At 43.1% G+C, this 10,018-nt stretch carries 8 protein-coding genes; 2 read left to right on the top strand and 6 right to left on the bottom strand.

The genetic code is table 11. The features are described from left to right. Nucleotides 1-218, top strand: a 218-nt coding sequence (locus D0T66_RS16245; protein ID WP_221412225.1) for a hypothetical protein, incomplete at its 5' end; no start/stop codon positions are given. 520 nt (nt 219-738) lie between these two features. On the opposite strand, the gene typA is transcribed toward D0T66_RS16245, so the two are convergent. After that, on the bottom strand, nt 739-2,544 hold the full coding sequence (typA, locus tag D0T66_RS12630; protein ID WP_163357665.1) for a translational GTPase TypA: 1,806 nt from the start codon (nt 2,542-2,544) through the stop codon (nt 739-741). Nucleotides 2,545-2,677: 133 nt separating this feature from the next. Here typA and D0T66_RS12625 point away from each other — a divergent pair, with 133 nt between their 5' ends. After that, nucleotides 2,678-3,472 carry a DUF5672 family protein gene (locus tag D0T66_RS12625; RefSeq protein ID WP_163357664.1) on the top strand — a complete coding sequence of 265 codons (795 nt, stop codon included), beginning with the start codon at nt 2,678-2,680 and terminating at the stop codon, nt 3,470-3,472. A 52-nt stretch (nt 3,473-3,524) separates the two neighbouring features. On the opposite strand, the gene lpxA is transcribed toward D0T66_RS12625, so the two are convergent. From lpxA to purD, 5 genes are all read right to left on the bottom strand, one after another. After that, the gene (lpxA, locus tag D0T66_RS12620) at nt 3,525-4,307 is read right to left on the bottom strand and encodes an acyl-ACP--UDP-N-acetylglucosamine O-acyltransferase (protein WP_163357663.1); all 783 of its coding nucleotides are present in this window, start codon (nt 4,305-4,307) and stop codon (nt 3,525-3,527) included. A 4-nt stretch (nt 4,308-4,311) separates the two neighbouring features. Further along, nucleotides 4,312-5,697 (bottom strand): bifunctional UDP-3-O-[3-hydroxymyristoyl] N-acetylglucosamine deacetylase/3-hydroxyacyl-ACP dehydratase, encoded by a 1,386-nt coding sequence (locus D0T66_RS12615; protein WP_163357820.1) that lies wholly within the window; start codon nt 5,695-5,697, stop codon nt 4,312-4,314. A gap of 42 nt (nt 5,698-5,739) precedes the next feature. After that, on the bottom strand, nt 5,740-6,780 hold the full coding sequence (lpxD, locus tag D0T66_RS12610; protein ID WP_185154845.1) for a UDP-3-O-(3-hydroxymyristoyl)glucosamine N-acyltransferase: 1,041 nt from the start codon (nt 6,778-6,780) through the stop codon (nt 5,740-5,742). Nucleotides 6,781-6,916: 136 nt separating this feature from the next. After that, on the bottom strand, nt 6,917-7,915 hold the full coding sequence (locus D0T66_RS12605; protein ID WP_163357661.1) for a hypothetical protein: 999 nt from the start codon (nt 7,913-7,915) through the stop codon (nt 6,917-6,919). Nucleotides 7,916-7,924: 9 nt separating this feature from the next. Further along, nucleotides 7,925-9,196, bottom strand: a complete 1,272-nt coding sequence (gene purD / locus D0T66_RS12600; protein ID WP_163357660.1) for a phosphoribosylamine--glycine ligase — start codon at nt 9,194-9,196, stop codon at nt 7,925-7,927. Nucleotides 9,197-10,018: the final 822 nt, after the last annotated feature.

Below are 10,018 nucleotides of genomic sequence, written 5' to 3'. Positions count from 1 at the left end.
GGAAAAGATTAACTCTTCTTCTGCTTTTGGACAAAAATGGCCTAATAAAAGAAGTTCGTTTTAGAATTCCCTCAAAAGAAGACTCCCCTTCTGATTTATCAATTTCCATAGAAGAGGTCTATAAATTAGAGCAACAGCTAAAGAAATATCAATTTAAATTAATTTCAGATTGCCCTGATATTGAATATTACCGATTTAATTGGAGTTACAAATTTTGATTAATTCCTCTATTTTAATTCGGTAGAAATTTTCTATCTTCCCCGAGCTGACAATACGCGGGCCTGTCAGCTTGGGGATAGTTTTTATCAAATAATTTTATCTATATAAGAAAAGTTAACAAGTAAACGAGTTGACATATAGATTGTCGTCCCGAGCGAATGCAAGGGATCTCATTGCGCTTTGTGCTGTTCATCCTCAGGTCGGGATGCTTCGCCAAAGGCTCAGCATGACAGAACCGTTCTTTTACTTCGTGCTACTCCGTGAAAAAAACCGTGCTACTCCGTGGTTAAAAAGAAAAAATGACAAGACAAAAAACACTGTAGCACGTCAAATATGTCAAGTGTGTCAAGTTTTAACTAAATTTCGCTTGATTATCAAGGAAATAAGTTTTTTGACACAATTTGACAACTGTTTTTTATAAAACACATCCTGTTTTGTCAAGTTTTTTTGGCAATATCAGTCTGATAATTAAGCGAATAAACATCCAAAAACAGCGTGACAAAAAAGTGACGCGCTTGCTTACTTATTTTTCGTCATCCGTTTACGGTCGTTCTCGTCGAGGTATATCTTGCGCAGGCGAATCGATTGTGGCGTAACTTCCACATATTCATCCTCTTTGATATATTCTAACGAGTCTTCGAGGCTGAATTTGATAGCCGGAGCCAACCGCACTTTGTCGTCCGTACCTGAAGCACGAACATTGGTCAGTTTCTTCGACTTGGTGAGGTTTACGACCAAATCGCCTTCTTTGGAGTGTTCGCCAACGATTTGCCCCATATAGATGTCTGTCTGCGGCTCTACGAAGAAGCGTCCTCTATCCTGCAACTTGTCGATGGCATAAGCAAAAGCATTGCCCGATTCGCTTGCAATGATAGAACCATTGTTGCGCTTGTCTATATCGCCTTTCCATGGCTGAAACTCGAGGAAGCGGTGAGCTATCACAGCTTCTCCTGCCGATAGGGTAAGCGCTACGTTGTTGAGCCCGATGATACCACGCGAAGGGATAACGAATTCCATGAACGTGCGCTCATTCTTCGATTCCATCATCGTCAGTTCACCGCGGCGGCGGGTAACGATATCCACCATTTTGCTGGCATACTCATCCGGCACGTTTATCGTAAGCATTTCGACAGGCTCGTGTTTAACGCCGTCGATCTCCTTGATAATCACTTTCGGCTGTCCTACCTGCAACTCGTACCCCTCGCGGCGCATTGTTTCGATGAGGACAGACAAATGCAGGATGCCACGGCCATAGACTGTCCATGTATCAGCATTGTCGGTCATTTCGACGCGCAAGGCAAGATTCCGGTCTAATTCGCTGATAAGGCGGTCGTGAATATGACGCGAAGTCACATACTTACCTTCTTTGCCAAAGAACGGAGAATCGTTTATGGTGAATGTCATCGACATCGTAGGCTCGTCGATGGCTATCGGTTCCAGTGGTTCGGGATTTTCAATATCGGCAATGGAATCACCGATTTCGAAACCTTCGATACCAATCAGGGCACAGATATCGCCACATTGCACGGTATCGACTTTGACGCGGCCGAGGCCTTCGAATGTATCGAGTTCTTTGATTTTTGATTTGACTATACTGCCGTCACGCTTGCAGAGCGACACGTCCATTCCTTCCTTCAACTCGCCGCGATGGATGCGCCCAACAGCGATACGTCCCACATATTTGGAGAAGTCGAGCGAGGTAATCAGCATCTGCGGTGTACCTTCTAATATCTGAGGGGCAGGAATGTATTTCACGATGGCATCTAAGAGAGGAGTAATATCCGAAGTCGGCGTTTTCCAGTCTTCCTCAGCCATCCAGCCTTGTTTGGCCGAACCGTATATGGTAGGGAAATCCAACTGCTCTTCCGTAGCATCGAGGCTGAACATAAGGTCGAAAACCATTTCGTGAACCTCTTCGGGGCGGCAATTCGGTTTATCCACCTTGTTGATGACTACAATCGGTTTCAATCCCATCTGGATAGCCTTTTGCAACACAAAGCGTGTTTGAGGCATAGGCCCTTCGAATGCATCGACAAGAAGCAGGCATCCGTCTGCCATGTTCAATACCCGTTCTACCTCGCCACCGAAGTCGGCGTGTCCCGGAGTATCGATGATATTGATTTTTGTTCCTTTATAATTAATCGAAACGTTCTTGGAGAGGATAGTAATTCCCCGTTCGCGTTCGAGATCGTTATTATCGAGGATGAGTTCGCCTGTTTGTTGGTTATCTCTGAAAAGTTGTCCGGTAATCAGCATCTTATCAACAAGTGTTGTTTTACCGTGGTCTACGTGTGCGATAATCGCAATGTTTCTAATATTTTGCATAAATTGATTTTGTGGGTGCAAAGGTAGTGCTTTTTTAGCAATCAGGAGATGTTGTTGTCTGTTTTTTGCATAATATAAAAAGGGAGGGGCGAAAAAATCAATATCTTTACCGCATAATAATGTACTATTTGATATGCAGGAAGTAAAAGTTATTATCCCGGTTTACCGTACTGAGATGTCTCAACATGAAGAAGTATCACTAAGACAGACTTTTCAGGTATTAGGGAAGCACCCAATCACAATTGTTTGCCCCGAAGGGCTGGATATAGAAAGTATTCTGGAAGGAGTCCCTAATCGGGAAAATATCGGAGTCGAAAGGTTCGATCCTCAATTCTTCAAAGGGATAAAAGGCTATAATAGTCTGATGCTCTCAGAGACTTTCTACGAGCGGTTTTTATCTTCCAGATATATCCTTATTTGCCAGACAGATGCATATGTTTTCAGAGACGATCTGTTATATTGGTGCCAGCGTGGATATGATTATATTGGCGCCCCATGGCTCGGGTCAAAAGAGACTTGGCTTAGCGGGTTTCTGCGAAGTCTCGATAATGCGTTCCGCGTGATAAAGGGTAAGAAAAAACGGAATTGGGATCATCTGTTCAAAGTGGGAAATGGAGGCTTCTCGTTAAGAAAAGTCGAATCGTTCTACAATATAGCGACACAGTATAAGGAACTAATTACCACACTAAAAGATGATTCGAAGTCAATTTATGCAGTCGAAGATGTTTTCTGGTCGTTGAAAGCGCCTTTACTTCAGCCTGACTTTAAAATACCTGATTATCAGGAGGCTGTTTCTTTTGCCATCGACAGGAAACCCGATATTGCCATCAAGCTTAATAACGGCGAACTCCCTTTTGCGTGTCATGGCTTTGATAAACCGAAAGTAAAAGAGTTTTGGGAAAAATATATCCCCCTTGTAGCAAAATAGCTTGCACCTCCGATGGAAGAGCAAGCTATTGCACTTATAATAAGTGTATTTTTTATAGGTATCCTCTTACGATTCCACGTTGTGAGTTCTTCACAAAGTCTACGATTAGCTTCACTTCAGCGGTCATTTCCATTTCTTTCTCTATGTGAGTAATAGCATCCGTAAAGTTATAGCCCGAGTTGTACAAATAACGATAAACCTCTTGGATATCATTGATTTGCTTCATATTGAAATTATGACGTTTGAGCCCTACCAGATTCAAGCCTGCATAGCAAACCGGCTCACGCCCTGCAATAATGTAGGGAGGAATATCTTTTCCTAAACGGGTTCCACCTTGTATCATCACATTGCGTCCGATACGGGTAAACTGGTGAACAAGCGTCCCGCCACTCAAAATGGCAAAGTCGTCTATTTCCACTTCTCCTGCCAATTGGGTTGCATTGCCTATGATAACATTATTCTTGATAATGCAATCGTGTGCAATATGGGCATACGCCATAACAAGACAGTTGCTACCGACTACGGTTTTGCCTTTCGATGCTGTTCCGCGATTTACAGTAGCGCATTCTTTTATCACGGTGTTGTCTCCAATTATGGCTAATGTATCCTCCCCTTTGAATTTAAGGTCTTGAGGAATGTCGCCGATAACGGCTCCCGGAGATATACGGCAATTCTTGCCGATACGCGAACCACTGCGGACATTAGCACCCGACATGATAACCGAGCCATCTCCTATTTCTACATTCGCATCGATATAGGCAAAGGCCTCGATAGTTAAATCTTTTCCCAGTTTAGCATCGGGATGTACAAAGGCCTGATTTGATATATTTGACATAAATTTATTTGTTTTTTACTATTTGCGCCATGAATTCTGCTTCGGAAACGAGTTTCTCCCCAACGAAGGCATAGCCTTTCATATTCGCTATTCCACGTCTTATTTCAGACATCATCTGCAAACGGAATATAAGCGTATCACCCGGCACTACTTTATGACGAAATTTGACATTGTCTATCTTCATGAAATATGTTGAGTACGTCTCGGGGTTTTCGACCTGTGACAGTACTAATAAGCCTCCTATCTGCGCCATTGCTTCCACTTGAAGGACGCCCGGCATAACCGGCTCCTGAGGGAAGTGTCCCTGAAAGAACAATTCGTTTACAGACAGATTCTTGATTCCAACGATGTGTTGATGCCCGATCTCGATCACCTTGTCTACCATCAGGAATGGATAGCGATGCGGAAGCATTGTTCTGATTCTGTTTACATCCAATACCGGTTCTACATTGGGATCGTATATAGGCGGTTGTACTTCGTTCAGCTTGATCTGCTTGCGGATAGCACGAGCCAATTGATTATTTATCTTATGTCCGGGACGGGTTGCAATGACGCGTCCTTTAATCGGTTTTCCTACAAGTGCCATGTCGCCGATAATATCGAGCAGTTTATGACGAGCCGGCTCGTTCGGGAAACGGAGTTGGTTATTATTCAGATAACCCAGTTCCGATGCATCTTTGTGAGGTACACCAAGGTAATCAGCCAGTTTGTTTAAATCCGTTTGCTCTATTTGCTTTTCGTAGATAACGATTGCATTGTCTAAATCGCCGCCTTTGATCAACCCGGCTGCAAGCAGCGGCTGAACGTCGCGCACAAACACAAATGTACGGCAAGGTGCTATTTCTTTTTCAAATTCGGACAAATCGTCGAGCGTTGCCGACTGATTCGGGATGAATTTGGATTCGAATTCTATAAATGAGTTTACGCAGAATTGGTCGTCCGGCAAAAGGATCAGTTTCGATCCTGTCACTTCGTCCTTAACCTCCATCTTGCGACGAACGATATAGTAGTCGCGATCGGCCGATTGCTCTTCCAATCCTACCTTTTTGATAGCCTCTACATATTCGATAGAGCTTCCGTCGAGTATAGGAAATTCAGGAGCGTCGACTTCTATAAAAACATTGTCTACACCAAATGCGTAAAGGGCAGACATAGCATGTTCTACTGTGCTGACAACTACATCTCCTTTCACGAGGACAGTGCCCCGTTGTGTGTTTCCTACATTTTCGGCTAAGGCTTCGATAATCGGTTTATCCGGAAGGTCAACCCGTTGTATCTTATATCCATGATTTTCCGGTGCAGGATTGAACGTAACTGTAACAGGCAAACCTGTATGCAATCCTTTACCCTTAAAAGTAATACTACCTTTCAAGGTATGTTGCTTATCCATAGCGGTATTATTCATATCTTATCTGCTTAACGCTTTATTCTGTTATTCGTTGTTATTGGACTTCAATTTTTCTATTTCCTTTTGTAACTTGGCTAATTCGCGATACATATCGGGCAGTTTAGGGAAAACAACACTCGAACGGAAAAAGTCTTTCACCGGTATGGCCGGAGAGCCTATAATCTTCGCATCTTCTTTTATATTACTTATAATGCCCGATTGCGCACCGATATTAGCGCCGTCACCGATTGTGATATGGCCGCCAAAACCGACTTGTCCTCCTACGATACAACTTTTACCGATTTTTGTCGAACCCGAAATACCTACCTGAGCAGCCATAACGGTGTTTTCGCCAATCTCTACATTATGCGCCACCTGAATAAGGTTATCCAGTTTAACGCCTTTGTGTATGATAGTAGCATCCATCACTGCGCGATCGACAGTTGTGTTTGCTCCTATTTCCACATCGTCTTCGATGATGACGATGCCCAGTTGTGGTATTTTTTTGTACACACCATCTTCGGGGGCGAAACCGAATCCATCCGAACCGATTACCACTCCGGAGTGAAGGATACAGTTATTCCCGATGCGGCATCCCGGATAGATTTTTACTCCCGGATAAATAACCACATTTTCGCCGATGGTAGCACCATCGCCAATATATGACTGGGGATACACTTGTGTGTTGTTTCCTATTCTTACACCTTGTGCAATATAGCTGAACGCACCCACATAGATATTCTGTCCCAAAACGGCTTTCTCGTCTACATAAGCCATCGTTTCCACACCTGTTTTACGAGGTTTGGACTTTTCCACCATATCGAGGAGAATAGCCAATGAAGCATAAGCGTTTTGTGTGCGTATCAACGTCGCTTTTATAGGATGTTCGGCAGCGAAATCACTATTTACTAATACAATGCTGGCATTGGTATCGTATATATAATGTGTATATTTCGGATTTGCCAAAAAGGTTAAAGTTCCGGGCTTTCCTTCCTCTATCTTCGAAAAGTTATTCACTTCGATATGAGGATCGCCCTCGATAGTTCCGTTTAAAACCTTAGCAATTTGCTCTGCCGTAAAGGATATATGCATAATTATGATAAAAAACGAATTGAATTCTCTATTTCAGACTGCGAATTTAAATAATAATTTTCCAAATATAACTTTTTTCTCTGTAAAAAACCTATACTGCCTATCAAAAACTTCATCTTTTAGCGCATTTTTAAAGAAATGAGTTATAGCCGATAAATAGATAAACCAAAATAAATAAGATAAAAACCAGCAAGGTCACCCTGCTGCGCGAAAGAGCATAATAGTGTGCCAACAAAAAGGATGCAGGAAAAAAAGCCACAAGCATATTCATCTGACCGTGTATGTTGAGCAGGACACAATAGAGAACCGAAAAGCTCAACAAGATGCCGAGGAAATTAAGATAGATACGTACCAGTATTTTATCTTTATAGCTATTGAGATAGTTATAGATAAACAGGAAAATGATAACCGCCACTATTATCCCGCAAATAACCCAATTTATTGTTGTGAAGCCGAAGAAAGGCATCTGAGACAATCTATCCAGGCTAAAATCCAAGAAAGGACGATAAAAGCCTTCCATATTTCCCGTTGCAAAGTAATAGGTAAGTATAGGAAAATAGGTAACAACAATAGTCAGGAGGGTGGCCAAGAAAGATTTAAACGTAAGATTCCGCATTATGCCCAACCCAATGAGAAATATGGGAAAGAATAAAAGTATCTGGCTGACAAACAGGCTCGCCAGAAGCAATTCGAAGACGATATTGGTAGATACCAGCGGTTTTCCCGGTGCATTGTAGGTATTAAACAGGTGGTAGGTAACCCCTATAAGGAAAATAACGGCAATCAAGTAAGGGCTGGTTACAAGAAAATAGGGATGACTACTAAGAAACAGGACAATAAAAGCTTCAGGGAGAGACGTCTTTTCGCGGATAAGTATAAACTTCGAATTGATAAACGAAATCAAACCGCAGATAAAGGCAACAATCAGCACATTGGTCGCCATCGACAACAAGAGGTTATCGAACAACGGGGCTATCGCATTCCACAGATAACCGGCACCTGTATAATCACAGCCCTGATAATCTCCATACAAAAAGAACAGCACTCTGACAATGACTGCAAAAACAACCGATGCGGTAAAGATACCCTTACCGGCTGCGATCTTCTTTTGTATAGTTCCTAATTGCACGCCGACAGATTATTGTAGGTCAAAGCCAATATCTTTCCGGTAATATCTGCCTGTGTAGGTTATCTTTTCGGCATTGCGGTAAGACAAAGCAAGCGCTTCGTCTTTTGTTTTCCCGTACGAACTGACAGCTATCACACGTCCGCCGCTTGTCACCACCTTACCGTCTTTTGTTGCAGTTCCGGCATGAAAGAGAATACTATCGGTCACATCATCCAGCCCCGATATTTCCATTCCTTTGGCATAATCGCCCGGATATCCACCCGAAACAAGCATAACGGTAGTAGCATAGCGACTGTCTTCTTCCAGCGATTGGATATCCAATGTCCCTTTAGCTACGCCATCGAGCAAATCTACCAAATCGGACTGGATGCGAAGCATGACTACTTCGGTTTCAGGGTCGCCCATGCGCACATTATATTCTATTACCATCGGCTCTCCGTCTACACGAATCAATCCGATGAAAATAAAGCCTTTATATTCGATATTGTCTTTTTTCAATCCCTCTACGGTCGGAATAACAATACGCTCTTCCACTTTCTTCATAAAAGCAGCATCAGCAAACGACACAGGCGACACAGCACCCATACCGCCGGTGTTCAGACCGGTATCGCCTTCGCCTATACGCTTATAATCTTTCGCCACGGGAAGGATTTTATATGAATCTCCATCTGTTAATACAAAAACGGAACATTCTATTCCCGACAGGAATTCTTCGATTACCACCGTACGGCTGGCATCACCAAACATGCCACCCAACATATTTTTCAGTTCGCACTTAGCTTCGTCGAGGTCGTTTATGATAAGCACACCTTTTCCGGCAGCCAAACCGTCAGCTTTCAGTACATAAGGAGCTTTCAACTCGCCCAGAAAACGGTAAGCATCCTCCAACTGCTCTTGCGTAAAGCTTTGATAGCGGGCAGTAGGAATATCATGGCGCATCATAAATTGCTTGGCAAAATCCTTACTGCCTTCCAGCTTCGCCCCTTCCTGCGACGGGCCGATAACAGGAATAGCCGCAATAGCCGCATCACCCTTGAAAAAGTCGTATATCCCACGCACCAACGGCTCTTCGGGGCCGACGACTACCATATCGATGTTGTTGGCAAGCACAAATTGCTTTATCGCTTCAAAATCGTTGACCGACATATCCACATTCCGGGCAATTGCTGCTGTTCCCGCATTTCCGGGTGCAACATACAGGTTATCTACTTTCGGGCTTTGCTTTATTTTCCATGTCAGGGCGTTCTCGCGTCCGCCACTTCCTAAGACCAGAATATTCATTGCTTTTCGTATATTTAGTTGAGGATGACAAAAATAGGAAAAATACCTCAACTAACAGGCATTGGAGGCTATATATTTTGCAATTACAATGCTTATGGCACGAAATGTCCTATAAAAAAAGACTCCACCCAAAGGTTAAAATTCAGAAAAATGCAATCGCTTAGGAATATTTCATTTATATTTGCAATATCATAAAGTAATATTATCGTGCAAATAGTGAGCAATTATAAGCATATATTTTTATTTAATATTCTTCATATCAATATGATGATTGCTCTTTCGCGTGCACACACACACACACACACACACACGAATATAGCTATTTTCGATTAGTCCACCAAATCTTCTGGGTATTTTTTTCAAAAAAAAGTAAACGAGTAGACAAGTATACGAGTATACAAGAATGGAATAAACTTGTTTACTGGTCAACTCGTCTACATGTCAACTTAATAATTGCTTGTGTTAATACCAGGGGCATCCCGGGTCGCGATGACCGTGGATGCTTCCCCCCGTCCCCCTCTGCAGAAGGGGGAATGTGGGGCCATTTTTCAGGCAATAGCAGGCCCCCTCAATCCCCCGAAGGGGGAAGTATATCATCCTCTTCTATCAACAATAGAACTTTTGTAGGGGCGCACCTGCGTGTGCGCCCGCGAATCGATATATCGGGCAGACACATAGGTCTGCCCCTACACAAAAACCGAAAGAGCTCCCTCGTATCCACTCGGGATGACACTTTCATGCGGGATGATACAATGCGAACCTTCAAACACACTTCTATATATCTCACAGGCTGCCCCGTACCGACGCCCTTTTGTCCGTTCA

Source organism: Dysgonomonas sp. 25 (assembly GCF_010501075.1).
GTDB lineage: Bacteria > Bacteroidota > Bacteroidia > Bacteroidales > Dysgonomonadaceae > Dysgonomonas.
The sequence above is the reverse complement of the archived record's forward strand: the minus strand, read 5'-3'. Positions and strand labels throughout refer to the sequence as shown.

What these genes read in the sequence shown, in the direction of transcription:
- typA (WP_163357665.1), bottom strand. Translation starts at nt 2,544, where the DNA reads ATGCAAAATATTAGAAACATTGCGATTATCGCACACGTAGACCACGGT.
- D0T66_RS12625 (WP_163357664.1), top strand. Translation starts at nt 2,678, where the DNA reads ATGCAGGAAGTAAAAGTTATTATCCCGGTTTACCGTACTGAGATGTCT.
- lpxA (WP_163357663.1), bottom strand. Translation starts at nt 4,307, where the DNA reads ATGTCAAATATATCAAATCAGGCCTTTGTACATCCCGATGCTAAACTG.
- D0T66_RS12615 (WP_163357820.1), bottom strand. Translation starts at nt 5,697, where the DNA reads ATGGATAAGCAACATACCTTGAAAGGTAGTATTACTTTTAAGGGTAAA.
- purD (WP_163357660.1), bottom strand. Translation starts at nt 9,196, where the DNA reads ATGAATATTCTGGTCTTAGGAAGTGGCGGACGCGAGAACGCCCTGACA.